24 protein-coding genes are annotated in these 24,464 nt (G+C 69.5%); 12 read left to right on the top strand and 12 right to left on the bottom strand.

The features are described 5' to 3' along the window. From AC07Y4_RS02170 to AC07Y4_RS02140, 7 genes are all read right to left on the bottom strand, one after another. The coding region (locus tag AC07Y4_RS02170; RefSeq protein WP_495274108.1) for a polysaccharide deacetylase family protein at positions 1–2,806 on the bottom strand (2,806 nt) is incomplete at its 3' end. Between the two features lie 33 nt (positions 2,807–2,839). Then, the gene (locus AC07Y4_RS02165) at positions 2,840–3,841 is read right to left on the bottom strand and encodes a BMP family protein (RefSeq protein WP_056582550.1); all 1,002 of its coding nucleotides are present in this window, start codon (positions 3,839–3,841) and stop codon (positions 2,840–2,842) included. 183 nt (positions 3,842–4,024) lie between these two features. Continuing rightward, positions 4,025–4,654 (bottom strand): uracil phosphoribosyltransferase, encoded by a 630-nt coding sequence (gene upp / locus AC07Y4_RS02160; RefSeq protein WP_062477764.1) that lies wholly within the window; start codon positions 4,652–4,654, stop codon positions 4,025–4,027. Positions 4,655–4,704: 50 nt separating this feature from the next. Next, on the bottom strand, positions 4,705–6,108 hold the full coding sequence (locus tag AC07Y4_RS02155) for a URC4/urg3 family protein (RefSeq protein WP_307635809.1): 1,404 nt from the start codon (positions 6,106–6,108) through the stop codon (positions 4,705–4,707). Next, positions 6,105–7,430, bottom strand: coding sequence for a GTP cyclohydrolase II (locus AC07Y4_RS02150; protein WP_159271758.1), 1,326 nt, complete (start codon positions 7,428–7,430; stop codon positions 6,105–6,107). The genes AC07Y4_RS02155 and AC07Y4_RS02150 overlap by 4 nt, the downstream gene beginning before the upstream one ends. 82 nt (positions 7,431–7,512) lie before the next feature. After that, complete coding sequence (locus AC07Y4_RS02145) at positions 7,513–7,980, bottom strand: DUF6152 family protein (RefSeq protein WP_070060744.1); 468 nt, start codon at positions 7,978–7,980, stop codon at positions 7,513–7,515. A gap of 14 nt (positions 7,981–7,994) precedes the next feature. Next, the gene (locus AC07Y4_RS02140) at positions 7,995–8,414 is read right to left on the bottom strand and encodes a hypothetical protein (RefSeq protein WP_159271760.1); all 420 of its coding nucleotides are present in this window, start codon (positions 8,412–8,414) and stop codon (positions 7,995–7,997) included. An 86-nt stretch (positions 8,415–8,500) separates the two neighbouring features. Here AC07Y4_RS02140 and AC07Y4_RS02135 point away from each other — a divergent pair, with 86 nt between their 5' ends. Then, positions 8,501–9,085, top strand: a complete 585-nt coding sequence (locus tag AC07Y4_RS02135; protein WP_095948594.1) for a sigma-70 family RNA polymerase sigma factor — start codon at positions 8,501–8,503, stop codon at positions 9,083–9,085. Then, positions 9,082–9,723 carry a DUF1109 domain-containing protein gene (locus AC07Y4_RS02130; RefSeq protein ID WP_487846906.1) on the top strand — a complete coding sequence of 214 codons (642 nt, stop codon included), beginning with the start codon at positions 9,082–9,084 and terminating at the stop codon, positions 9,721–9,723. Before AC07Y4_RS02135 ends, AC07Y4_RS02130 begins: the two co-directional genes overlap by 4 nt. Positions 9,724–9,740: 17 nt before the next feature. On the opposite strand, the gene AC07Y4_RS02125 is transcribed toward AC07Y4_RS02130, so the two are convergent. Further along, positions 9,741–11,249 carry a helicase HerA-like C-terminal domain-containing protein gene (locus tag AC07Y4_RS02125; RefSeq protein WP_487846907.1) on the bottom strand — a complete coding sequence of 503 codons (1,509 nt, stop codon included), beginning with the start codon at positions 11,247–11,249 and terminating at the stop codon, positions 9,741–9,743. A 102-nt stretch (positions 11,250–11,351) separates the two neighbouring features. Between AC07Y4_RS02125 and AC07Y4_RS02120 the strand changes: the two genes are divergently transcribed. From AC07Y4_RS02120 to fabG, 10 genes are read left to right on the top strand one after another with little or no spacing between them, the layout of a single operon-like run. Next, positions 11,352–11,663, top strand: coding sequence for a phosphopantetheine-binding protein (locus AC07Y4_RS02120; RefSeq protein ID WP_062482694.1), 312 nt, complete (start codon positions 11,352–11,354; stop codon positions 11,661–11,663). Positions 11,664–11,666: 3 nt separating this feature from the next. Then, positions 11,667–12,311: a COG4648 family protein gene (locus AC07Y4_RS02115; protein WP_095745356.1), complete on the top strand. Its 645-nt coding sequence runs from the start codon at positions 11,667–11,669 to the stop codon at positions 12,309–12,311. A gap of 16 nt (positions 12,312–12,327) precedes the next feature. Continuing rightward, a complete protein-coding gene (locus AC07Y4_RS02110; RefSeq protein ID WP_487846908.1) occupies positions 12,328–14,043 on the top strand; it encodes an AMP-binding protein in 1,716 nt (571 codons plus the stop codon). Continuing rightward, a complete protein-coding gene (locus AC07Y4_RS02105) occupies positions 14,040–15,050 on the top strand; it encodes a lysophospholipid acyltransferase family protein (protein WP_144004381.1) in 1,011 nt (336 codons plus the stop codon). Before AC07Y4_RS02110 ends, AC07Y4_RS02105 begins: the two co-directional genes overlap by 4 nt. After that, positions 15,022–15,657 (top strand): LolA-related protein, encoded by a 636-nt coding sequence (locus tag AC07Y4_RS02100; RefSeq protein ID WP_139701610.1) that lies wholly within the window; start codon positions 15,022–15,024, stop codon positions 15,655–15,657. The genes AC07Y4_RS02105 and AC07Y4_RS02100 overlap by 29 nt, the downstream gene beginning before the upstream one ends. Beyond that, positions 15,654–18,059 (top strand): MMPL family transporter, encoded by a 2,406-nt coding sequence (locus AC07Y4_RS02095; protein WP_487846909.1) that lies wholly within the window; start codon positions 15,654–15,656, stop codon positions 18,057–18,059. The genes AC07Y4_RS02100 and AC07Y4_RS02095 overlap by 4 nt, the downstream gene beginning before the upstream one ends. Positions 18,060–18,079: 20 nt before the next feature. Then, positions 18,080–18,922 (top strand): polysaccharide deacetylase family protein, encoded by an 843-nt coding sequence (locus tag AC07Y4_RS02090; RefSeq protein WP_487846910.1) that lies wholly within the window; start codon positions 18,080–18,082, stop codon positions 18,920–18,922. Continuing rightward, positions 18,919–19,689, top strand: a complete 771-nt coding sequence (locus AC07Y4_RS02085; RefSeq protein ID WP_095948587.1) for a class I SAM-dependent methyltransferase — start codon at positions 18,919–18,921, stop codon at positions 19,687–19,689. Before AC07Y4_RS02090 ends, AC07Y4_RS02085 begins: the two co-directional genes overlap by 4 nt. Then, complete coding sequence (locus AC07Y4_RS02080; RefSeq protein WP_095948586.1) at positions 19,686–20,159, top strand: hotdog family protein; 474 nt, start codon at positions 19,686–19,688, stop codon at positions 20,157–20,159. The genes AC07Y4_RS02085 and AC07Y4_RS02080 overlap by 4 nt, the downstream gene beginning before the upstream one ends. Then, a complete protein-coding gene (gene fabG, locus AC07Y4_RS02075) occupies positions 20,156–20,887 on the top strand; it encodes a 3-oxoacyl-ACP reductase FabG (RefSeq protein WP_095948585.1) in 732 nt (243 codons plus the stop codon). The genes AC07Y4_RS02080 and fabG overlap by 4 nt, the downstream gene beginning before the upstream one ends. Before the next feature lie 255 nt (positions 20,888–21,142). On the opposite strand, the gene AC07Y4_RS02070 is transcribed toward fabG, so the two are convergent. The 4 genes from AC07Y4_RS02070 to AC07Y4_RS02055 form a co-directional block, all read right to left on the bottom strand. After that, positions 21,143–21,835 carry a P-loop NTPase family protein gene (locus AC07Y4_RS02070; protein WP_062471226.1) on the bottom strand — a complete coding sequence of 231 codons (693 nt, stop codon included), beginning with the start codon at positions 21,833–21,835 and terminating at the stop codon, positions 21,143–21,145. A 79-nt stretch (positions 21,836–21,914) separates the two neighbouring features. Beyond that, entirely contained in the window at positions 21,915–23,222 is a 1,308-nt protein-coding gene (locus AC07Y4_RS02065) for a type II toxin-antitoxin system HipA family toxin (protein ID WP_495274107.1), read from the bottom strand. Continuing rightward, the gene (locus AC07Y4_RS02060) at positions 23,219–23,539 is read right to left on the bottom strand and encodes a helix-turn-helix domain-containing protein (protein WP_070060699.1); all 321 of its coding nucleotides are present in this window, start codon (positions 23,537–23,539) and stop codon (positions 23,219–23,221) included. Before AC07Y4_RS02060 ends, AC07Y4_RS02065 begins: the two co-directional genes overlap by 4 nt. A gap of 55 nt (positions 23,540–23,594) precedes the next feature. Beyond that, on the bottom strand, positions 23,595–24,365 hold the full coding sequence (locus tag AC07Y4_RS02055; RefSeq protein ID WP_159276935.1) for a hypothetical protein: 771 nt from the start codon (positions 24,363–24,365) through the stop codon (positions 23,595–23,597). Between the last annotated feature and the right edge of the window lie 99 nt (positions 24,366–24,464).

Below are 24,464 nucleotides of genomic sequence, written 5' to 3'. Positions count from 1 at the left end.
GGAGGGAGGGGCGGTGTGCGGCGTCGGGCGTGGCGATCCAGGCCTGCAGCGCGGCGACGCGCGCGTGCTTCGGTGCCAGGCCGACGAAGGTGGTGTAGGCGGCGAGCGCCTTGGCGTCGTTGCCGGCCTGCAGGTAGGCATCGCCCAGGTTCAGGTAGGCGAGGGCGCGGCTGCCGTCCATGTCGATGGCCTGCTCGAACCAGCGCGCGGCCTCGACCGGTTTGCCGCGCTTGAAGTACACGAAGCCCAGGTTGTTGGCCGCGAGTGCAAAACGCGGCTGCAGCTTCAGCGCCTCGGTGAAGGCGGCTTCGGCCTCGTCGTAGCGGCGCTCGCGGTACAGCTGCAGGCCGCGGTCGTTGGCGCGCTGGGCGGCCACGCGCGGCGTGAGCGGCGCGGCGGCCGGCATGGTCAGCTTGGTGTCGGCGCCTTCGAGGTTCTTCACCACCACTTCGACGGCAGCCGGGCCGGCCTTGGCCGCCTTGGCCGTCTTGGGTACGGCCGCCGCATGCACGGCCTGCTCGTTGGCCTGGTCGATGCGCTTGTTGACCTGGCTGGCGGCGGCGTCGAGCTGCAGGCTGTCGCCGCTGAGGCCTTCGCGCTCGACGGGCAACGCGAACACGAACTCGCCGCCCTCCGAGCCCGGCAGGCTGCCGAAGGCCGGCGTCTGCCGCGCGATGGCCGAGACCGCCGGCGCCACGTAGGCCGCGAGTTCGGTGCCGGTGATGACGTTGTCGCCGTTCAGGTCGGCCTTGCCCGACAGCGCCTGCAGCATCGTCCAGGTGAAGACCGAGTGGCCGCCGGGGCCGTCGTCGGCCACCTGCTGGTCGGCGCCGCCGGCGGTGAGCATCTGGCGGCCGATGCGGCGCGCGTTGTCGGTCAGGAAATTCTTGTTGCCCTGCGCCGCGCCGCCGCGCGTGAGGCCCAGGCCCGAGTAGCAGGCGTCCACGAGGAACAGCACGTGCTTGGCCGACAGCGCCTCGGCCACCTCCTGCAGCTGCGGCATCGAGATGGCGTCGGACGGCAGGTTGTCCAGCGTGGCGTCGACCGGCACGATGTAGCCGACGTCGCGCCCGCTCGCGAGCTTGCGGGTGCTGCCGTGGCCGGCAAAGAACACCAGCACGCGGTCGTCGCGCTTCACGCGCTTGCCGTCGGTCAGCTTTTCGTTCAGCGCGCGCAGGATGTTGGCGCGCGTGGCCTGGTCGTCGTACAGCGCCGTGATGTTCTCGGGCTTGAAGCCGAAGCGCGTCACGAGCAGCTGCTCCATCGCCTTGGCGTCGGGCACCGCGTGGTGCAGGCCGGGCCACTTGGCGTACTTGTCGATGCCGATCACCAGCGCGTGGCTCTCGCGGTAGAGCGTGTCGCCCGAGGTGGCGGCCACGCCGTCGTCGGGCGCCGCCTTTTTCGATGCGCTGACGACGAACTTGCCGTCGCGCCAGGTGGCGAAGCGGTAGCCGTCGGCCACCAGCTGGTCGAGCACCGTGGGCAGGGCCTGCACGGTGCGGCCCTGGATGTCGTGAAACAGGATGACGCCGCGCTTGGCCTTGTCGACCTCGGCCAGCACGCGATCGGCGATCGACTTGGGCACCGGGTCGGCCCAGTCCATCGAGTCGACGGTCCACATCATGGAGCGCAGCTTGAGCGCCTCGACCGTGCTCAGCTTGGCTTCGTTGCGTGCGCCGTAGGGAAAGCGAAAGAGGGTGGACTGCGGCCGGCCGGTGGCGTCGAGCAGCGCTTCGGTCTCGCTGGCCTCGACGCGCACCGCGTCGTCGGTCATCTTGGCCATCATGCCGTGGCTGAAGCTGTGGTTGGCGAGCACGTGGCCGGCGGCCAGCACGCGCTTGGCCGCCGCGCCGGTGGCGCTGAGCTGGGCCTTGCCCTGCGCGTCGAGCTTGCCCAGGTTGCGTCCGAGCTGGAAGAAGATGGCGGGCGCGTCGTAGCGCTTCAATATCTCGAGGATCTCGTCGGTGTGCCTGGCGTGCGGGCCGTCGTCGAAGGTGAGCACCACGGTCTTGGCGGGCAGCGAGGTGCCGAAGATCTCGCGTGCGTCCGCGCTGTCCTTTTCCTTGGCGCCGCCCGGGGGCTGCGTATAGGGGACGATGGCGCCGAAGTCTTTCAGGATCTGTTCGCGCGAGTACAGGCCCTGCAGCTTGGCCACGTAGTCGGCCCACTTCTCGCGCTTGGGCTCGATGCCGCGCTGCGCGAAGCGGCCGAACACGTCTTTCAGCTCGCGATCGTAGGCCTGCTCGATCTCGGCGAGCACGGCCAGGTCTTCGCTGGCGCGGCGGCCGAGCTTGAGCCCGGACAGCGACTGCGCCTGGCTGTAGCGCGTGCTCAGCTCGGACAGGAATTCCTTGAACGCCAGCCGGTCGGCGTCGAACCAGCTGGGCTCGCTTTCGATGCGGTCGAGCAGCGCGTTCAGGCCCGCCACGGCGGCAGGGTCAGTCATGTCCGCGGCCTGGGCGATCAGCGCCTGCTGGCGCTCCTGCATCTCGTGGAACAGCTGCTGCCCGACGGCGCTGACGGCGCGCTTCTCGGCCGCCTCGAGCGCACGCTCGCCGGTCATCAGCACGATCATCTGGCGGTGCGCGGCGAGCAGGGCGTCGGCGCGTGCCTGCAGCGCGGCCGGAATGCCGACCGGCGCCGCGACCACCGGGGGTGCAACGGCAGCAGGTGCCGAGGCGGCCGATGCGGGCGCCTCGGCCGCTGGGGCCGTGGCCGCCGGCTCAGGTTGACAGGCGGCGAGCCCGGCGGCCAACGCCGCGATGGCCACGCCATGGATTGCGGTCTGCCATCGCGCACGCTTCATGGGTTCGGGTCTGCTCGCTTGTCTGTCTGCTTGTTACTTGGCGGTGGACTTCGGCTGGGCGTCGTCCACCTTCACGGTGAACTTGCCGGCCAGGATGTCGGCCTGCTTTGCCTTCACCTTGGCCACGACGTCGGCCGGCACCTTCTTCTCGAAGGTGCCCAGTGGCGCGAGTTCGGAGCCCTTGTGCTTCATGTGCGAGTACACGCCGTAGTCTTCGGCGGCGAACTTGCCTTCTTTCACGAGCTTGATCGCGCGGTCGGCCGAGGGCTCGAAGTTCCACAGCGCCGAGGCCACCACCGTGTCGGGGTACTGGGCCTGCGTGTCGATCACGTTGCCGATGGCGAGCTTGCCCTTTTCCTTGGCGGCGTCCGACACGCCGAAGCGCTCGGCGTACATGATGTCGGCGCCCTTGTCGATCATCGCGAAGGCCGCTTCCTTGGCCTTCGGCGGGTCGAACCAGCTGTTGATGAAGCTCACGCTGAACTCCACCTTCGGGTTCGTTTCCTTCGCGCCCGCCATGAACGCGTTCATGAGCCGGTTCACCTCGGGAATCGGGAAGCCGCCGACCATGCCGATGCGGTTGCTCTTGGTCATGCCGCCCGCGACCATGCCGCTGAGGTAGGCCGGTTCCTGGATGTAGTTGTCGAACACCGAGAAGTTGGGCGCCTGCGGCTTCAGCGACGAGCCCATGAGGAACGCCACCTTGGGGAAGTCTTTCGCGACCTTGCGCGCCGCCGCTTCCACCCCGAACACCTCGCCCAGGATCAGCTGGTTGCCGCCCGTGGCGTACTCGCGCATCACGCGCTCGTAGTCGGCGTTGCTCACGTTCTCGGTCGCCTTGTATTCAATCTCCCCACGCGCCTCGGCCGCCTTCAGCGCCTTGTGGATGCGGCCCACCCATTGCTGCTCGAACGGCACCGTGTACACGGCAGCCACCTTGAGCTTGGCCTGCGCGAGCGCAAGGCCCGGGGCGCCCGCCGCAAGCGCTGCGGCGACGGCGATGGAACGAACGATCAATTGACGGCGTGCTGTCACGGTCTTCTCCTCGATTGAAATAAAAGAACCACCCTGCAATCCCCATGCCCACCAACAGAGCCCGCCCTCGCGGCGGGCTCCCTTCCAGCAAACACCGAGGAACCGGCTCTGCCGGGCCTCAGGTGTTGCCCCCGGTAGGGGGAAGGAGTAGCGACACGAAGTGCGCGAAGCCTGGGGGCGAGCCTATTTAGTGCCGAAGATGCGGTCGCCGGCGTCGCCGAGGCCGGGCAGGATGTAGCCGTGGCTGTCCAGCTCGCGGTCGATGGCGGCGGTGTAGATCGGCACGTCGGGGTGCGCGGTCTGCATCGTCTTCACGCCTTCGGGGCAGGTCAGCAGGCAGACGAACTTGATCGACTTGGGGTTGAGTTCCTTCAACCGTTCGACCGCGGCCACGGCCGAGTTGCCGGTGGCCAGCATGGGGTCGACCACGATCACGTCGCGGTTCTCCATCTCGCCGGGCATCTTGAAGTAGTACTCGACGGCCGTGAGCGTCTTCGGGTCGCGGTACAGGCCGATGTGGCCGACGCGCGCGCCCGGCACCACCGTGAGCATGCCGTCCAGGATGCCGGTGCCGGCGCGCAGGATCGACACCAGCACCACCTTCTTGCCGTCGATGACCTTGGCCTGCATGGTTTCGAGCGGGGTCTCGACCTCGATGTCCTGCATCGGCATGTCGCGCGTGACCTCGTAGGCCATCAGCATGCTGATTTCGTTCAAGAGCCGGCGAAAGCTGTTGGTGGAGGCGTCCTTGCGGCGCATCAGCGTGAGCTTGTGCTGGACGAGAGGGTGGTCGACGAGGTGGACGTTGCTCATTGGAGTCTTCTTTTGGTGTGCCGTTGCGGAAAACAGGAGAGTCTAAAAGACTAGAAGACGGTGCCGTCGCTCTCGATCTGCAGCGGTGGCGCACCGTTTCGCAAGCGCTGTGCCAGCACCCGGCCCGCGGCCCAGGTGCCGCCTTCGAGCACGCAGGCCAGGGGCAGCTCTTCCTCGGTGCGGTCGAGCACCTTGCGCACGCGCGGGGCGATTTCGTCGAGCAGCGCCACGGTGAGGGCGCGCCATTCGACGATGAACTCGTCGCCGGCCTTCCAGCGGCGGGTGAGAAAAGCCGCCTCGCGCGGCACGATCACGCCGCTGTCGATCAGCAGGCCGCCGTTGCGGTATTCGGGCAGGGCGGTGAGCGCGTCGAGGTGGCGCACTTTCACGCCGGCCCATTCGAAAGGCTCGAGCAGCGAGTACGTGAGCCACTGCGACAGCTTGTGGAACGGCATCCAGCCGTTGGTGAGCCCGGGGCCGGCGACGGCGCTGTGGCGCCAGCAGTCGCCCAGCGCGAAGGCCGGGTCGCCCGAGCCGATGCCGCCCGCGTTGTCGCTGCCGTCTGCCGCCAGGCTGTCGATGGCGTTGGCCGAGGGCCAGATGTGGGAGAGGGTGTCGAGCAGCAGCGACAGGATCTGGTGCGCCGTGATCTCGGCCGTGGGCGGCGAGGCGGCGCCCAACGGGGCCACGAGCGCGTCGAAAAGGCCGGCGGGCCGGCCGTCGTCGCCGAAGGTCTCGGGCTGCTCGCTCATGGCCTCGCCCAGGCGGCGCAGCAGCACCGCGCGCCCGGCCAGGCCGACCAGCGGATTGACCTCGCTCACCTGGAAAGCGTCGCCCAGGCGCTCGGTCACGAGGCCGCGCAGGCCGGCCGCATCGGCCTGCAGCGGATGGTTCGGGTCGGACGAGAAGAGCCCGCTCGTGAACGCATGGAAGCACGCCACGCCCAGGCCTTCGGAGCGCGTGAAGCGCAGGCCGGTGGCCGGTTCGGTGTAGTGCCAGGTCGGGCCGGCGCCGGCGTCGAGCAGCACGCTCACCAGCGTGAGGTCGATGTGGGCGCGGGCGCGCTGGCGGGCGTCGAGGCCCTTGCCGAGCAGCGCGTCGAGCTGCAGGCGGCGGTCGACGCCGCCGGCCTCGAAGTGGCGCCAGCGGCTGTGGTACGGGATGGTGTCCCAGGGGTAGCGCTCGCGCGTGACCTCGGCCACGGTGCGCGCCGCGTCTTCGAGCGCGTCGTCGCTGCCGATGCGGAACCACTGCGACTCGCCGCGGCGCGCGCGCGCCAGCAGGGCGCCCGCGCGCTGGCGGATGGCGGTGGTGGTGCGCAGCAGGCTGGCGGCGCCGGCCGGGTGGCCGGTGTCGGGTGTGAATTCGATCGACGGATCGACATTGCCCGCGCCGCCGGGGCGCAGGCTGCCGGAACCGTCGGCGGGCAGGTCGATGTCGGTGCTTCGGCTCATTCGCTCAATCCCCGGCCCTTGGCCTTTTTCAGTTCCTCTGCGTCCGGCACCGGGCCGGGGGTGAAGTAGCCGGCCGCCATCTTGGCGTCCATCTCGACGCGGGCGTCGGCCGGGATCAGTTCGTCGGGAATGTTCACGCGTTCGCCGATCTCGATGCCCGAGCCGGTGATGGCGTCGAACTTCATGTTGCTCATCGACACGAGGCGGTGGATCTTCTTGATGCCCAGCCAGTGGAAGACGTCGGGCATCAGCTCCTGGAAGCGCATGTCCTGCACGCCGGCCACGCACTCGGTGCGCGCGAAATACTGGTCGGCCGTGTCGCCACCCACCTGGCGCTTGCGGGCGTTGTAGACGAGGAACTTGGTCACTTCGCCGAGCGCGCGGCCCTCCTTGCGCGAGTAGGCGATGAGCCCCACGCCGCCGCGCTGCGCGCCCTGGATGCATTCTTCGATTGCGTGCGTGAGGTAGGGGCGGCAGGTGCAGATGTCGGAGCCGAACACGTCGGAGCCGTTGCACTCGTCGTGGATGCGGGCGGTGAGCTCGACCTCGGGATTGGCCAGGTCGCGCGGGTTGCCGAAGATGTAGAGCGTCTGCCCGCCGATGGGCGGCAGGAACACCTCGAGATCGGAGCGCGTGACCAGCTCGGGGTACATGCCGCCAGTCTCTTCGAAGAGCGTGCGGCGCAGGTCGGTTTCCGAGCAGCCGAAGCGGCGCGCCACCTCGGGCAGGTACCACACGGGTTCGATGGCCGCCTTGGTCACCATCGCCGCACCGCCCGTGGTGAGGAAATGGCCGTCGGCCTTGAGGCGCCCGCTCTGCAGCGCCTCGATCACCTCGGGCAGGATCACATGCGCCTTGGTGATCGCGATGGTCGGGCGGATGTCGTAGCCGGCCGCGAGTTCGGTGGAGAACACGTCGGCCACCAGCGCGCCCCAGGGGTCGAGCGAGACGATGCGCCCGGGCTCGCTCCACTGAGGATAGGGGCCGATGACGTCGGTGGGCGCGGTGTTGGTGAGGTCGGCCTTGTGTTCGCGCTTCAGGGCGCCGGCCGCCACGGCGAGCGCGCGGTACACGCTGTACGAGCCGCTGTGCGTGCCGATCACGTTGCGGTGCGCGCGCTTGGTGGTGGTGCCGACCACGGGGCCACGCTCGGTGGCGGTGGCTGCGCCCCAGTGGATGGGCAGCGCGCCGAAGCCGCCGGCATGCGAGGTCAGGCGGATGTGGCCGGTCGAGGACGAGGGGTGGAGCGGAGGGCTCTGCGCCGGGCTGGCACCGGTCGCGGTCGGCAAGGCGGAAGGGAGCGCGGTACTGTCTGCAGACATTTGAGGCCCTCAAAAAATGCAATGTACCGAGCACTTGTGCGGCTGGCAAGCGAGGGCCCGCGCGGCCTGGCCGCACTGGCATTCATGCAGGCGATGAGCGCAGGCCGTAGGTCTTGCCGTGCACGAACAGGTACTCGGCGCGCAGCACCGCGTCGCCTTTTTCGCCGGTGAAGGTGAAGCCCAGCACCGCCACCGGCGTGCCGGGCTTGATCTCCTCGACGCCCCAGGCTTGCAGCCGCGTGAGCGGGGCCAGCTCGATCTGCCACTTGCGGTCGCGCCGTGTCGGCAGCTGCGCCTTGGCCAGCAGCGCCGCGCCGTCGACCGTGGCGCTTTGCTTCGGCAGGGGCCGCTGCTTCAGGTCCGGCGGCAGCGCGAGGTTCTCGGGCAGCTCGATCTCCAGCTCGCCGTGCGGATTGCGCCAGCTCACCTTGGTGGCGCGGCCCTCCAGGTACAGCGGGCGCTCCTGGTCAAAACTGCTCCAGCCGTGGTGGGCCCAGGCGGGCAGGGCCAGTGCGATCGAACCGGTCACGAACATGCGTCGATGCAGCATCGCGTTCTCCTTGGTCAGACATAGGCAATCCAGCGCCCGCAGATGATGACAGCGAGCCAAAACCCCAAAGACAGGAGGCATTGAAACCTGGCGAACCCACTCTGCCCGCCGATGTCGCCGCGCAGGTGGAACCAGGCGGCGTTGAGGCCGGCCAGCAGGATCAGCAGCAGCTTGACGCGAAAGGCCGTGTTGCTCAGCAGTTCGCCGGGTTGGCTGGCGAACATGGTCAGGCCGGTCAGCGCGCACAGGCCGAAGCCCAGCAGGGCGGGGCGCAGCGTGAGGCGCGCCAGCAGCGGCGCCGGCAGCTCGCGGGCCAGGCCGAGGGCGCGCAGCTCGAACACCAGCAGGCCGCCGAACAGCAGCGCGATGCCCACGATGTGCGCCGCCTCCAGCGCCGGGTAGGCCCAGGGGTGCGAGACGAGTCCGGCCAGCATCGGGGCAGCTTAGCGCAAGCTCTGCCGCGGGGGCGCGGCACAATCCCTTGCAATCTTTTTTCACCAGGCTGTAACCGGCCGGCCCGATGGCACGAAACACCGTAGACAGCAGGACGACACCGAGCGACGCGGAAGCGGCCTTGCGCCGCCTGTTCCTTCGCGGCCTCGATGGCGACGCCGGCGCGTACCGCGAGTTCCTGCAGAAACTGAGCGCGCACCTGCGTGCTTTTCTGGGCAAGCGCCTGTTCGGCTGGCCCGATGAAGTGGAAGACCTCGTCCAGGAATGCCTGCTCGCCATGCACAACCAGCGCCACACCTACCAGAGCGACCAGCCGCTGACGGCCTGGGTGCATGCCATTGCGCGCTACAAGATGATCGACCTGCTGCGCGCCAAGTCGGTCCGCGAGGACCTGCATGACCCGCTGGACGACGACCTGGCCGTGTTCGCCGCGTCGGCCACCGAGGCCAGCGATGCGAAGCGCGACCTCGGCGGGCTGCTGCAGACGCTGCCCGAACGCCAGCGCCTGCCCATCGTGCACGTGAAGATCGAAGGCCTGTCGGTGGCCGAGACGGCCAGCCTCACGGGCATGTCGGAGTCGGCGGTGAAGGTCGGCATCCACCGGGGCCTGAAGGCCCTGGCCGCGAAGTTCGGGGGAGGTGCCGCGCCATGAAGACCGACGACCTCGTCAATCTGCTGGCCACCGGCGAGGTGGCGGTGCCGCGGCGCAGCGCCGGCGGGCGCATCGGGCTGGCGGTGCTGGCCGCGCTGCCGGTGTCCTTCGTGATCCTGTTCGGCGAGTACGGGCTGCGGCCCGACCTGGTGCAGGCGATGTTCTGGCCGATGTTCTGGGTCAAGGTGCTGTTTCCGCTGTGCATCGCGGCGGCGGCCTTCGTGACGGTGCAGCGGCTGGCCCGGCCCGGCGTGCGGGTGCGCCACGCGTGGTGGGGCGGGGTGCTGCCGGTGCTGGGGATCTGGGGGCTGGCGGCGTTCGTCTGGTTCTCGGTGCCGATCGAGGAGCGTATGCCCTTGCTGATGGGCCAGTCGTGGCGCATCTGCGCCCTGAGCATCGGCTTCATGGCGCTGCCGGTGTTCGCGGCCACCTTCGTGGCGCTGCGCGGGCTGGCGCCGACGCGGCCCGCGCTGGCCGGGGCCGCGGCCGGCGCACTGGCCGGCGGCGTGGGCGCGTCGGTCTACGCGCTGCACTGCATGGAGCTGACCGCGCCGTTCCTCGCGGTCTGGTACGTGAGCGGGATCGCGGTGCCGGTGCTGCTGGGCGCGGCACTGGGGCCACGCCTGCTGCGCTGGTAGCGAGTCGCTTTCTACTTTTAGCGCTTCTTGCTGCCGAAGATCCCGCCCAGCACGCCGCGCAGGATCTCCTTGCCCACCGACGTGCCCATGGTGCGCACCGCCGACTTGGCCATGGTCTGCACGAGGCCGTCGCGCTTGCCGCCGCGCGGGCCGGTGCTGCCGAAGAGCATGTCGTTGAGCATGCCACCCATGCCGGACGATTCTTCGGCCGCCGCGCCCTTGCCGGCTGCAGCCGGCGCATCGGGCGCGCTCTCGGCACGGCCCTTGAGCTTTTCGTAGGCCGATTCGCGGTCGATGGTCTTCTCGTACACGCCCGCCACCAGCGAGCCCGCGATCAGCGCCTTGCGCTGCTCGGGCGTGATCGGGCCGAGCTGGCTGCCCGGCGGCAGCACGTACACGCGCTCGGTGATGCTCGGGCGACCCTTGGCGTCCAGGAAGCTCACCAGCGCCTCGCCCACGGCGAGTTCGGTGATGGCGGTCTCGATGTCCAGGCCGGGCTTCTGGCGCATGGTGCTGGCGGCGGCCTTCACGGCCTTCTGGTCGCGCGGGGTGAAGGCGCGTAGCGCGTGCTGCACCCGGTTGCCCAGTTGGGCCAGCACCGAATCGGGAATGTCCAGCGGGTTTTGCGTGACGAAATACACGCCGACGCCCTTGGAACGCACCAGCCGCACCACGAGTTCGATGCGTTCCACCAGCGCCTTGGGCGCTTCGTTGAACAGCAGGTGGGCCTCGTCGAAGAAGAAGGCCAGCTTCGGCTTCTCGGGGTCGCCGATTTCGGGCAGCTGCTCGAACAGCTCCGACAGCATCCACAGCAGGAAGGTGGCATACAGGCGCGGCGAATTCATGAGCTTGTCGGCCGCCAGGATGTTCACCACCCCCTTGCCGCCCACCGTCTGCATGAAGTCGGTGATGTTGAGCATCGGCTCGCCGAAGAACTTGTCGCCGCCCTGGGTCTCGATCTGCAGCAGGCCGCGCTGGATCGCCCCCACGCTGGCGGCGCTGATATTGCCGTACTCGGTGGTGAACTGGCTTGCGTTCTCGCCCACGTACTGCAGCATGGCGCGCAGGTCTTTCAGGTCGAGCAGCAGCATGCCGCTGTCGTCGGCGATCTTGAACACCAGGTTCAGCACGCCGGCCTGGGTTTCGTTCACGTCGAGCATGCGGCCCAGCAGCAGCGGGCCCATGTCGGACACGGTGGCGCGCACCGGGTGGCCCTGTTCGCCGAACACGTCCCACAGCGTGACGGGGCAGGCGGCGGGCTCGGGCACGTCGATGCCGCGTTCCTTGAGCGTGGCGGCCAGTTTTTCGCCAACGCTGCCTTTCTGGCTGATGCCGGTCAGGTCGCCCTTGACGTCGGCCATGAACACCGGTACGCCGATGTTCGACAGTTGTTCGGCGATGGTCTGGAGCGAGACGGTCTTGCCGGTGCCGGTGGCGCCGGTGATCAGGCCATGGCGGTTGGCCAGGCCGGGCAGGAGGGTGCACTCGATGGTGTCGTGGCGTGCGATCAGAAGGGGGTCGGCCATGGGGCGCTCCGGGTCGTATCGAAGCGCGCAGTCTAATCAACCGCCACTCCTATAATTCACGACCCCGCACGGTCGTTCAGGAAAAAAGTTCAGGAGGTTTTTTTGTCATCGACTGCTCAGCCCCCCATTCCCGCCACTGGCGATGCATCCGAACAGTCGCCGATCGAAAAAGAGCTGGCCGTGTTGCTCGTGAACGCGCTCAATCTCGAGGTCGCACCTGAAGAGATCGTTCCCACCGACCCGCTGTACGGCGAAGGTCTGGGCCTCGACTCCATCGACATCCTCGAAGTCGCGCTCGAAGTCTCGCGCCGCTACGGTTTCCAGCTGCGCTCGGACGACGAGCGCAACCAGCAGATCTTCCAGTCGCTGCGTACGCTCGCGACCCACGTCGCCGAGCACCGCAGCGCCACCTGATCCATGTCCCGATGGCGACTCGTCCTCCTGCTGCTGGTAGGGGTCACGTATGCCGGCCTCTCCCACTGGATGACGCTGTTCCACGCCACCGAGCCCTGGGCTGTGGTGGTGTTGCTCGGCCCGTTGTGGATCGCGGCCATGGGCTGCGCCGCCAGCTGGTTCGGCCGCTGGGGCCTGGCCATTGCGGCGGCGCTGGGCATCGGCGGCTTCGCGCTCGTCTTCCTCGGTGAGGCGGGCGACACGAACCGCCTGTACGTGCTGCAGCACATCGGCATCAACGGTGCCTTGTGCGGCTGGTTCGGCTCGACGCTGCGTGGCAAGGGCCTGCCGCTGATCACCCAGTTCGCGCAGCGCGTGCACCCGCTGAAGGGGCACATGCTGTCGTACACGACGCACCTGACGCAGGTGTGGACGGTGTATTTCGCCGTGGTGGTCGTCTCGTCGATCGTGGTCTACCTGACGATGCCGTTCTCGGCCTGGTCGCTGCTGGCCAACGTGCTGTCGCCGCTGAGCGTGGCGCTGCTTTTCGTGGGCGAGCACCTCGTGCGCTACCGCCTGCATCCCGAATTCGAACGCACGCGCCTCGTCGATGCGGTGCGCGCGTTCTACGGCACCTCGACGGTGGACAACGGCGCTGGCGGCCAATGAAACAGGCGCAGCCCGCGTGACCCCCGACACCGCTTCTTCTTCCTTCCTGCCGCTGCTCGCGGACCGCAACCCCGATGCGCCCCTGGCCTGGCGCGCCGGCCAGCCGGTCAGCACGCGGCAGTTCCTGGCCGACGTCGCGCGCCTGGCGCCCGCACTGCCTGCCGAAGGTCCTGCCGTCAATCTGTGCCTCGACCGCTACGCCTTCGCCGTGAGCCTGGGCGCCGCGCTGGTGCGCGGCCACGCCAGCCTTCTGCCGCCCGATGCGCGGCCGGACACGCTGGCGCGCCTGACCGAAACCGGCGGCGCCCACCTGTTCGCGCTGACCGACGACGACAAGCTCGACACGCCCGGCATGCGGCGCCTGCAGGTCGAGGCCGTGCCCGGCCCGGCCGGCGCTGCGCCCGTGCCCGCCATCGACGGCGGCCGGCATGCGGCCAGCCTGCTCACGTCGGGTTCCACCGGCGTGCCGCAACCCCATGCCAAGGCCTGGCGCACGCTGGTCGGCGACGTCGAAGTGGCGGTCGAGCGGCTGTGCCGCGTGCTGCAGCGGCCCACGCTCGAAGGGCTCACGCTGGTGGCGACCGTGCCGGTGCAGCACAGCTACGGCCTGGAGTCGTCGGTGCTGCTCGCGATGCTCGGTGGCGCCGCTTTTGAAACTGGGCGGCCGTTCTTTCCGGCCGACGTGGCGAAGGCGTTGGCCTCGGTGCCGCGTCCGCGCGCGCTGGTGACCACGCCGTTCCACCTGAAGACGCTGCTGCTGTCGGGCATCGAACTGCCACCGGTCGACCTGATCCTGTCGGCCACTGCGCCGCTGTCACCACAGCTGGCCGCGCAGGCCGAGCAGGCGCTGGGCGGCGTGCTGCTCGAAATCTACGGCAGCACCGAATCGGGCCAGGTGGCCACGCGCCGCACGACCGAGAGCGAAATCTGGGAAACCTTCGGCGAGATCCGCGTGCATGCGCAGCCGGGGGAGGGTGACGGCCCCGAGCGCTTCATCTTCAGCGGCGACTTCATTCCCGAGCCGACGCCGATGGCCGACGTGCTCGAGCTGCTCGATGCACGGCGCTTTCGCCTGTTCGGCCGCGCCAACGATCTGATCCACGTCGCCGGCCGGCGCAGTTCGCTCGCGCACCTGAACTACCACCTGAACAGCATCGCGGGTGTCGAAGACGGCGCCTTCTGGCTGCCCGACGAGGTGGCCGACGGCGTGGTGCGGCCGGTGGCCTTCGTGGTCGCGCCCACGCTGTCGGCGGCGGACATCATTGCTGCACTGCGGCAGCGGCTGGAGCCGGTTTTCGTGCCGCGCCGCGTGGTGCAGGTCAAGGCCTTCCCGCGCGAAGGCACGGGCAAGCTCACGGTGCGGGCGCTGCGCGAATTTGCGCTGGCCCAGCTGGCCGACGACCAGACGCCGGTGCAGATGGCGCACACGGTGCCGGTCGACCACCCGGCCTTTGCCGGCCATTTCCCCGGCCAGCCGCTGGTGCCCGGCGCGTTGCTGCTGGCGGAGGTCATGGAGGTCGTGCGACGCGTGCCGGCGCTGTCGGCACGGCTCGGCCCGAGCCCGACGCTCGCGGCCGCCAAGTTCCTGGCGCCCGTGCGGCCTGGCAGCACGCTGTCCATCGAGCTGCATCCCGAGGCCGGAACCGGCCGCGGCGTGCGTTTCGACGTGCGCTGTGACGGCGTGGCGGCTGTCACCGGCCGCTGGACGGCTGTGCCAGAGTCGGCGGGATGAAGCACACCGACGCCGAAACGCGCGCCGTGGACGAAGCGGCGCGGCAGACAGCCCGCCCGGCGGCCCAGCAGGGCGACTGGGCGCGCGCGCCCGAGCGCAGCAACATGCTGGCGCTGCGCTTCATCTGCCTGATGGCGCTGGTGTGCGGGCGGCACGTCACGCGGCTGCTGCTGCCGCCGATCAGCCTGTACTTCCTGCTGTTCGCGCCGGCGCCGCGCCGCTACATCAAGCGCTACCTGTTCCGGGCCATCGGCCCGCGCGCGGGCTGGGTCGACGGCTACCGCCTGCTGCACGCGTTTTCCTCCACCGTGCTCGACCGCGTGTACTTCCTGCGCGGACGCATGGACCTGTTCAAGCTGAAGATCGAAGGCAACGCCCCGATCGAGGCCGAGGCGGCCGAAGGGCGGGGCGCTTTCCTGCTCGGCGCCCACATCGGCAGCTTCGAGGTGCTCGGCGCCTGCAAGCAGCAAAAGCACCAGAACCGCATGCGGCTGGCGATGCTGATGTACCCGGACAACGCGCAGCGCATCACCGCCATCCTGAACGCCATCGCGCTGCCCGAGATGCGGCCCCATGTGATTGCGCTCGGCCGGCCGCATTCGATGCTCGCGCTGCGCGACTGGCTCGACGGCGGCGGCCTCGGCGGCATGCTGGCCGACCGCACGCTGCCGGGCAGCGAGGAGCAGCCGGCGAACCAGCGCGGCAACAACATTGTGCTGCCTTTCCTGGGCCAGCCGGCCGTCTTCAACGACGGCCCGTTCCGGCTGGCGGCGCTGTTGCGCCGCAAGGTGTTCTTCATGGCCGGCATGTACGGCGGCGGTGCCCGCTACGATGTCCGGTTCGACCCGCTGGCCGACTTCGGCACGCCGTTCGTCGACGCCGCGGAGCGTGAACGCCGCATCCGAAGCGCGGTCGAAGCCTATGTGGCCCGCCTGGAGGCGCTGTGCCGCGCCTACCCGTACAACTGGTTCAACTTTCATGATTTCTGGCTCGAAGATGCGGCTTGATCGGCTTTGCAGGGTGGTGGTGCTGGCGGTGGCTTTCTGTGCCGCGCCGGCCTGGGCGGCATTCGACCTGCCCGAACTGATGGGCCTGCTGGCCCGGCAGAAGAGCGGCGAGGCGCGCTTCACCGAGCAGCGCTTCGTGCACGGCCTCGAAGGCCCGCTCGACGCGAGCGGCACGCTGAGCTTCGAGGCGCCCGACAAGCTGGTGCGCCGCACGCTGTCGCCGCGCATCGAGACCATGTCCGTCGACGGCAACACGCTGACCCTGTCGCGCGGCAACCGCAACCGCACGCTGGCGCTGGACAGCATGCCCGAGCTGCTAGGCCTGGTCGAAGCCATGCGCGGCACGCTGAGCGGCGACGGCGCCACCCTGCAGCGCTACTTCAAGAGCACCGTGACCGGCGCCGCCGGAAAGTGGACGCTCGACCTCACGCCCAACGACAGCCGGCTGGCCGCGCAGGTGCGCAGCATGCGCATCACCGGCCGCAACAGTGAAGTGCTGGGGCTGGAGATGGAGTTCGTGGGCGGTGACCGCTCGGTCATGCACATCTCGCCCAACGCGCCGCCGTCGGCGCTGCCGGCCGGCGCCCCCGGGCGCGCGACACCGTGAGCCTGGCGCAGGCGGGCGGCCCGCCGGGGTGGTCGCGCCGCATCGTCGTTCTGCTGGCGTGGCTCTTGGTCGTGGCCCTCGGCGCGGTCGTCATCGCGCGCACCCAGATCGGCGCCGACCTGTCGGCCTTTCTTCCCAAGAGCCCGGACCTGCGCCAGCGCGTGCTCATCGAGCAGCTGCAAAGCGGCGTGGCCTCGCGCACGCTGATGCTGGGCTTCGAGGGTGGCAGCGTCGAACAGCGTGCTGAGGTCTCGCGCGCCGTCGGCAAGGCGATGCGCGAGAGCCAGCTCTTCGACCTGGTGCAGAACGGCGACGTGAGCGACTGGAGCGAGGCCGGCACCTGGGTGTTCCAGCACCGCTACCAGCTCTCGTCCGGCGTGATGCCGGGGCAGTTCACCGCCGAAGGGCTGCGCGAGGCCATCGTCGACACGCTGTCGATGCTCGGCACGCCGGCCGGCAACGCGATCAAGCCGTTGCTCGACAGCGATCCGACGGGCGAGACCCAACGCATCGCGATGGAGCTGGTGCCGGCCAGCGCACCGCGCAGCGAGGCCGGCGTCTGGATGTCGCGCGAGGCGCCGCGTGCGCTCATGATCGCCACCACGCGCGCGGCCGGCGGCGACCTCGACGCGCAGGCCGTCGCCATCGCCCGCGTGCAGGCTGCCTACGAATCCGCCGCGCGTGGCATGGGCGAGGCCGCGCCGAAGCTGCTGTTGAGCGGGCCGCCCGTGTTCTCGGTGATGAGCCGCGAAAAGATCAAGACCGAAGCCATCCACCTTGCGGTGGTGGGCGGCATCGTGATGAGCGTGCTGCTGCTGCTGGCCTTCGCCTCGCCGCGCGCGCTGGTCATCGCCTTCCTGCCGGTGGCCACGGGCGTGGTGGTGGGCACCGCGTCGGTCAGCCTGGTGTTCGGCTCGGTGCACGGGCTCACGCTGGGGTTCGGCAGCACGCTGATTGGCGAGACGGTCGACTACGCCATCTACTACCTGATCCAGGCACGCGGCGCGGCCGTGGCCGGCACCGGCTGGCAGCGCTGGCGCGAGGTGCATTGGCCCACGGTGCGGCTGGGCCTGCTGACCTCCGTGTGCGGCTTTGCGGCGCTGGTGTTCTCGGGCTTTCCGGGGCTGGCGCAGCTGGGCGTGTTCTCGATCGCCGGGCTGGTGTCGGCCGCGCTCGCCACGCGCTACGTGCTGCCCGTGCTGGCACCCGATGGCGCGACCGGTATGGGCATGCGCCGGCACATGGCGCGCCTGGCCGGCCTGCTGGTGCGCGGCCTGCCGCGCCTGCGCTGGCCGCTGGCGGCGCTCGGCGTGGCGGCGCTCGCGCTGGTGCTGTGGCAAGGTGGCCATCTGTGGCGCGCCGATCTGAGCGCGATGAGCCCCGTTCCGCGCTCGGCCCAGCAGCTCGACGAGATGCTGCGCAAGGACATCGGCGCCAGCGACGGCGGCGTGCTCGTGGTGGCCTTCGGCGACGACGAACAGGCCGCACTGCGCCACACCGAGGCCGCGGCCGCGCGTCTCGATGCGCTGGTCGACAAGGGCGAGCTCAGCGGCTACGAAGCCGTGACCCGCGTGCTGCCCAGCGTGGCCGCGCAAACGGCGCGCCAGGCCAGCCTGCCCGACGCCGACACGCTGCGTGCCAACCTGGCCGAGGCGACCAAGGGCCTGCCGCTGCCGGCATCGCGCCTCGGCCCCTTCGTGGCCGATGTGGAGGCCGCGCGCAAGCAGGCGCCCGTGCAGCGCGCCGACCTCATGGGCGGGCCGCTGGGCTCCGTAGTCAACACGCTGATGTACGAGCGACCGGGCGGTGGCTGGTCCACGCTGGTCGTGCTGCATCCCGGCCCGGGCTTCGAACAGGGGCGCCTCGAGGAGGCGCTGGCCGGGCTGCCCGAGGTGCAGGTGGTGGACGTCGGGCGCGAACTCGGCGGCCTCTACCAGCGCTACCTGCACGAGGCCTTCGTGCAAGTGCTGCTGGGTGCGCTGGCGGTGGTGGTGCTGCTGGGCGTGTACCTGCGCTCGTGGCGCCGTCTGCTGGCCGTGTGCCAGCCGCTGCTGTTCGCGGTGGTGCTCACGCTGGGCGGCATGGCGCTGGCACAGGCGGCACTCGGCATCCTGCACCTCGTGGGGCTGCTGCTGATCGTCGCCGTGGGATCGAACTACGCGCTCTTCTTCGACCAGCTGCGCACGACCGGGCGCGCCGACGAAGACACGCTGGCCTCGCTGATGCTGGCCAACCTCACGACGGTGGTGTCGTTCGGACTGATCGCGATCTCGGACATTCCGGCGCTGTCGTCCATCGGCCGCGTGGTCGCGCCGGGCGCCTTGCTGGCGCTGCTGCTGTCGGCCGCGTTCGCGCGCAACATGGCGCCCGGGAAGGGCCCGAGCCCGCAGCGACCGCGCTGATGGGAAAATCCGGACCCACCATGTCGTCGCCTTCCGCCCCTTCCACCCGTTCTGCCGCCTCCGAATCCTGGCCCTGGCCGCCGGCCATGCGCGCCAGTGCGGCCGTGCATGTGGCCGCATTGGGCGCGGGCGTGCTGGTGCCGAGCGCCTGGCCCTGGGCGCTCGGCGCGGTGGTGCTGAACCATGCGCTGATCACCGGTGCGGGGCTCACGCCACGCAGCAACCTGCTCGGCCCGAACGTCACGCGCCTGCCCGAGGCCGCCGGCGCGCGTCGCGAGGTGGCGATCACCATCGACGACGGGCCCGAGCCCGAGGTCACGCCCCGCGTGCTCGACCTGCTGGACGCCCACGGCCAGCGCGCGACCTTCTTCTGCATCGCCGAGCGCGTGCTGGCGCATCCCGCACTGGCGCGCGAGATCGTCGCGCGCGGCCACAGCATCCAGAACCACACGGCGCGGCATCGCCACAACTTCTCCTTCCTTGGCCCGCGTGGCTTCGCGGCGGAGATCACGCGCGCGCAGGACATCCTGACCGACGTGATCGGCCAGCGCCCGACCTGTTTCCGCGCGCCCGCCGGCCTGCGCAACCCTTTCCTCGAACCCGTGCTGCACCGCCTCGGCCTCTCGCTCGTGAGCTGGACGCGACGCGGTTTCGACACCCGCGAAGGCGACGCCGCCAAGGTGATGGCGCGCCTCGCCCGCCACTTGCAGGCGCGCGACATCCTGCTGCTGCACGACGGCAATGCCGCGCGCACCGCGGCGGGGCAACCCGTCTTGCTGGAAGTCCTGCCCTTGTTGCTCCAACGCCTGCGCACCGATGGATTGCGCGCCGTGACCCTGCCTGAAGGATTGAAGACCGCATGAGCGCCGTGATGCCATCGACGATGACCACCGACCAAGCCTGGCGCGAGCTGCACGAAGCCGCGACCGTGCCCTACAAGAAGGGCGGTACCTTCGCTTGGCAGTTCGCCCGCGGCAAGCTCGGGCGCGACCCGGTGTTCCGCGGCCTGCTCGAACGAGGACTGATCGACGCGCAGCACCGGCGCGTGGTCGACATCGGCTGCGGCCAAGGCCTTTTCGTGAGCCTGCTGGCGTCGATGAGCGCGATGCAGCAACAGGGACGCTGGCCGGCCTCATGGGCCGCCACGCCCGCCGCCGCGGACTACACGGGCATCGAGCTGATGCCGAAGGACGTGGCGCGCGCCGAGGCGTCGGTCGGCCACCTGCAGCCGACGCCGCGGCTGGTGTGCGCCGACATGTGCTCGGCCGCCTTGCCCGACTGCGACCTGGTCGTGATCCTCGACGTGCTGCACTACGTGGACCTCGCCGCGCAGGAGGGCGTGCTGACGCGAGTGCGCGACGCGCTGCGCCGTGGCGGCAACCCGAAGGCACGTCTGCTGCTGCGCGTGGGCGACGCGTCGAGCACGCGCGGTTTCGCGATCAGCCAGTGGGTCGATCGCACCGTGACGCGCATCCGCGGCCACAAGGTCTCGCCGACCTGGGGCCGCCCGCTGACCGAGTGGATCGCCGTGCTGCAGCGCCTGGGTTTCCGTGTGCAGAGCATGCCGATGAGCGAAGGCACACCGTTTGCCAATGTGCTGCTGGTGGCCGACCTGGAGGCTGCCGCTTGACGGCACCGCAGACGCTCGACCGCGCGGGCATCGCCGCGCGCATTCCGCACAGCGGCAGCATGTGCCTGCTGGAACGCCTCGAAGGCTGGGACGCCGAATCGATCCACTGCAGCACCACGACGCACAGCCAGGCGGACAACCCGCTGCGCACCGAAAGCGGCCTGCTCGCGCCCAACGCCATCGAGTACGCGGCGCAGGCCATGGCGCTGCACGGCGGCCTGCTGGCCGCCGAAGGCAGCACACCGTCGGCCGGCTTCCTGGCCAGTGCACGCAACGTGAAGCTGGCGGTGGCGCGGCTGGACGACATCGCCGGAGCGTTGCAGGTGCGCGCGAAGCGCCTGTCCGGCGACGACCGACAGGTCTTGTATGAATTCACGGTGGCGGCCGACGACGGCCGCCTGCTGGCCGAGGGCCGGGCCGTGGTGGTCTTGAACACGCCGCTGGCGGACATGGGAAGCACACCGTCATGAGTTTCGAAGGAAAACGCACACTGATCACCGGCGCCAGCGGCGCGCTCGGCGCGGCCATGGCGGAGCGTTTTGCGCGCGACGGCGCCACCGTGCTGCTGCATGCCAACTCGCGGCCCGAGGCCATCGAGCAGCTGGCCGCGTCGATCACCGCTGCAGGCGGCAAGGCGGAATGCTATGTGTTCGACCTGCGCAGCGACGAGGCCTGCGCGGCCGGCTGCGCACGCATCCTCGAAGGCGGCGCGGTGCAGATCCTCGTCAACAACGCAGGCGTGCACGACGATGCTGTGCTGCCCGGCATGCGCGCGGAGCAATGGCACAAGGTGATCGACGTGTCGCTGAACGGCTTCTTCCGCGTGACCCAGCCGCTGCTGCTGCCGATGATGCGCACCCGCTGGGGGCGTGTGCTGAACATCTCGTCCGTCGCCGCCATCGCGGGGAACAAGGGGCAGGTGAACTACGCCGCGGCCAAGGGCGCGCTGAACAGCGCGACCAAGGCGCTGTCGCTCGAAGTGGCCTCGCGCGGCGTGACCGTGAACGCGATAGCGCCAGGGATCATCGCTTCGCCGATGGCCGATGCGGTGTTCGATCCCGCGCTCATCAACCAGATGGTGCCCGTGAAGCGCGCCGGAACGCCGCAGGAAGTGGCCGCGCTGGCGGCGTTCCTGGCAGGCGATGAAGCTGCGTACATCACGGGGCAGGTGATCTCGATCAACGGCGGAATGATCTGAGGCCCGGCTGCTTCGTTCTTCCTTGCGAAGGACAGTGCATCCGTTTCACCCCGAAGCCCGGCAGGCGGTGCGGTGTGGGCGGCCCCTCTGTGCCGCCGAGGAGCGCAGCGTTTCGCGGATCAGGGCTCGCAGCTGTTTGAGCCGCAGGCGAGTTCTGCGAGACCCCGCGAAACGCGAGCACCGCAGGGCAGCCCGAAGGGCCGGCACAGTGGGGCCGACCACGCCGTGCCGCCTGTCGGGCGCCCTCCGCAAAGCTCAGAGAGGCAGCGTATCAAATGCAGCGTAAGCCGTAGCCAGCCAAGACTTCACGCGCTGCCGTTCCAGCAACCCAAGCGCATGCGGCCCTTCGCGGTCGTTCACCGCCTTCCAGAAACTCGTGTTCTGCGCATCGATCTTGCGCATGCTGGCCTCATGCAAACGCGGCAATGCAATCACGCGTGCGCCGTTCGCATTGGCCTTCGACAGCGACTGCGATGCCAGCAGCATCCCGAAGTCGCTGCCGCGCCCGTAGTTCTGCACCACGATGTAGTTGGGCCGGTTGCCGAAGGTGTCGATCAGCGTGCCGAGCAGGTCGGTGGAGTCCTTGCCGTCGTCCAGCACGTGCCAGAAGTTGACCGTGACGTCGATCTCCTCGAACACATCGAACAGGTCGGATTCCTTGATCCAGCGCGACAGCGGCGCCAGCGTCTGCGCCGCGAGGTCGACGATCACGCTCTGCTTCGGGTTGGTCTCGAAGCCGTTCACCACCGTGTCCAGGCCTTCGAAGCTATCGACCACCACGGGCGAGGCAAAGCCCTCGTAGAAGCGGGTGAAGGAGCTGTGCGACCGATCGGTGTCGAAGCCGGTGAAGGGCCGGCTGCGATCGATGAAGTACTGGGCCAGCACGCGGGCCGTGACCGATTTTCCGACACCGCCTTTTTCGCCGCCGATGAAGTTGATGGAGCTCATGAGTGGTTGCTGCCTCGAATGGGTTGAGGGGTGGAGGAGGGCGGATTCATTCTAGGGGTCGCCTGTCGCACCGCTGTGGCTAGCGACCCCGCTTGCTCATGCCCTGCAGCAAGGGATGTGCCTGCAGGCGCTGCTGCAGCCGTTTCTTCCACGGAGCCGGTAGCACGGACGCGTCGATCATCGCGGGCCACTGGTCGCGTGCGAGCCGGGCCGTGTCGGCGACCACGCGTCGCATGCGCGGCTCGTGCAAGCCCGCCGAGAAACAGAATGCGCGCACGTTGGCGGGCGTGAACATCGCGGTGCGACGCGCAGCGGTGGCGCTAACCGGGGCCGGCAGCAGCGGGAGCGCGTGGCCCTCGACGCCCTGCAGCGCTGCGTAGGCCACGATGTCATAGGCCGGCGCCAACCGTGGTGCGATGCCGTCGGGGTACAGCACGCCGAAGTTCTTCAGGTGGGCATCGGGGTTGCCCAGCAGGTCGTTGACCACGAGCCGGCGCACCAGTTCGAGCACAGCGTCTTCGCCGAGAGACGGAAAGGCGCGCATAGCGAGCGCCATGTCGAGGTAGCTTCCGCTGTACTTGTGCATCGGGTCGACCGCCAGCACCTGCGCGAAGTCTTCGAAATGGATGCGGCGCGCGCCATCGCGGTCGAAGCGCGTGACGGCCAGGAACTCGGACTCGTCCGGCAGCGCATAGCTGTGCTCCGCCGCAATGGCCGACAGCGGCGCGAGTTCGGCGTGACACACCTCGACACCCGCCACCCCGGCCATCTGCAGCGAAAGCATCTCGAGTTGCGGCATGTGCGGCCGGCCGGCCACCGGCAGCTTGGCGATCACGCGCGTGCTGGCGCCGGCGCGCACGCCCCCCCCCCCCGCCACGTAGCGCCCGCCCTGGCGGCGCAGGCCGAGCTTGGGCTGCACGCCCGAGACCGAGATTCCCTGCGGCATCGGCAGCTCGACCACCGACATCTCGAGCGCGTCCTGGTCCTGCGTGATGAGCCGCTGCAGCGTGCCGCGGTCCACCGACACCGGGCGCGGGGCCACGGCGCCGGGCAGGTCGCCGCCGCAGGCCGCCAGCAATTCGAAGTGATCGTTCTCGCGGCAACCGCGCAGCTGCGCGATGTGGCTGCGCAGCACGCCTTCGGGCAGCAGGTTCTGGAAGAAGCCGGGCAACTGGCCGCCTTGGGCGTTGAACAGCGGGTTCTTCACGTCGCTCCACAGCGCGGCCTGGGCCGCCGGGTCGCTCGCGACCATCGACAACGAGAGCACGCCTGGTGGCGGGTTGGCGATCAGCTCGGGCTCCGCCACGAAACGGCACAGATCGGCGTACTGGAACAGCTTGCCGAAGCGGTGCGCGCCGAGCGAAATCTCGAGGATCTTGACGTTCATGGCGGTGAGCGGCGGCCCCGCACGTAGGGCGGCGCGGCAGGCGCTTCGGCCAGCGCCCGGCCGACACGCGTGGCGACCGGGCGGTAGCCGGGATCGACGGCCGTGCCTTCGCCAAAGCCCTTGGGCGCAAGTTGCAGCTCGAGCCCCAGTGCATCGACCAGCGCGAGCAGTGACGACAGCTGCGGGTTGCCCTTCAGGCTCAGGGCATTGCGCACCGAGCGCTCGGTGAGCCCCGAGCGCAAGGCGATCTCGGCGTTCGTGAGGCCGGTGGCCCCGCGACGCGCCGTGAGGGCGGTGATGAGTTCCTGCTTGTCCACGGAAAGATATTACCGCAAATGCCTATTTGGGAAACATATTTCCGATGCGAAGAACCTACTTGGGTATCAGCGTGAAGAGCGGCATGACCACGCCCATCACCCAGTTCTGCCCGAAATCGAGGGCCGCCCGGCGGTATTTCTCGTCGGCCTGCGCGGCCAGCAGGTCGAGCCGTGCCACCACCTTCGACAGCTCGCGGTCGGCCACGAGGTTGCGCCCGCGCTCGCTGATCTCGGTGGCCAGCAGCAGCGGCTGGCCGTCGGGGCCGGTCTTGGAAGAGATGAGCCAGAGCGAAATCTCGAAGTTGCGCGCCGTGCGGTAGCTGTTCTCGGCGTCGACCCCGTCGATCATGGTCTGGTCCCAGGTGTTGCCGTTGGCCTGCTTGAGCATCGAGGCCCACCCGACGACCAGCGCCGCCACGCGGTCGCCTTGGTAAGCCTGTGGGCCGGTTTCGAAGGCCAGGCGGATGGCGTCGATGCCGGTGGCGCCGCGCAGCTCGGGCAGCGGCGTGCCCTGCAGGACTGCGTCCCAGGTGCGCTGCGTGGCTTCTTCCATGCTGGCGGCCGACTTGCGCCATTCGCGCGGGTTGCGCCGGTACAAGGTGGTCTGCACGCGGCGCACCGATTGCAGGTTGTCGCGCAGCGACAGGTTGGCGATGCGGTTGGTGCCCGATTGCAGCCATTCCTGGTTGCCGTAGGGCTCGGCGCGCTCGGTGGAACGGAAGGAGGAACAGCCCGTCAGCGCCAGCGGCGCGAGCAGGGCGGCCGCGGTGCCCGCCAGCAGGCAGGTGCGTCGCGCCGCGAGGGGAGAAGCCAGGGAATCGCTCATGCCCTGACGTTATCATCCACGGCTGGGGCGGCGGCCCGCTTCAAGCTGCGGGCCCGTGCAATTTTCCTTACAAATCAATACCTTGGCGCTATGCCAAGG

The organism is Variovorax sp. GW460-12-1-14-LB1 (assembly GCF_059423605.1).
The sequence above is the reverse complement of the archived record's forward strand: the minus strand, read 5'-3'. Positions and strand labels throughout refer to the sequence as shown.